Below are 605 nucleotides of genomic sequence, written 5' to 3' on the forward strand. Positions count from 1 at the left end.
TGCTGACTCTGAGGCGCTTGTCGATGCTGATTCTGAAGCACTTGTTGATGCTGACTCAGATGCTGATGTGCTTGCTGATTGTCATGCACTTGTTGATGCTGATTCAGAGGCTGATGTGCTTGCTGACTCTGACGCACTTGTTGATGCCGATTCAGAAGCGCTTGTGCTTGCTGATTCTGATGCACTTGTTGACGCTGATTCAGAAGCTGATGTNCTTGCTGATTCTGATGCACTTGTTGATGCTGACTCAGACGCACTTGTGCTTGCTGATTCTGATGCACTTGTTGATGCTGACTCAGACGCACTTGTTGANGCTGACTCAGAAGCCGATGTACTTGCTGATTCTGATGCACTTGTTGATGCTGATTCAGAAGCCGATGTACTTGCTGACTCTGAGGCGCTTGTCGATGCTGATTCTGAAGCCGATGTGCTTGCTGATTCTGATGCACTTGTTGATGCTGATTCAGAAGCCGATGTACTTGCTGACTCTGACGCACTTGTTGACGCTGATTCAGAGGCTGATGTGCTTGCTGACTCTGACGCACTTGTTGATGCCGATTCAGAAGCGCTTGTGCTTGCTGATTCTGATGCACTTGTTGACGCTG

Annotated in this window: 1 pseudogene; it reads right to left on the minus strand. The window is 48.6% G+C overall.

Going from position 1 to position 605, the window contains the following annotated elements:
* A pseudogene (locus tag D8855_RS11005) lies at window positions 1-605 on the minus strand (hypothetical protein); the annotation flags it as partial.

The sequence above is a fragment of the Streptococcus mitis genome (assembly GCF_003942685.1).
GTDB lineage: Bacteria > Bacillota > Bacilli > Lactobacillales > Streptococcaceae > Streptococcus > Streptococcus mitis_CD.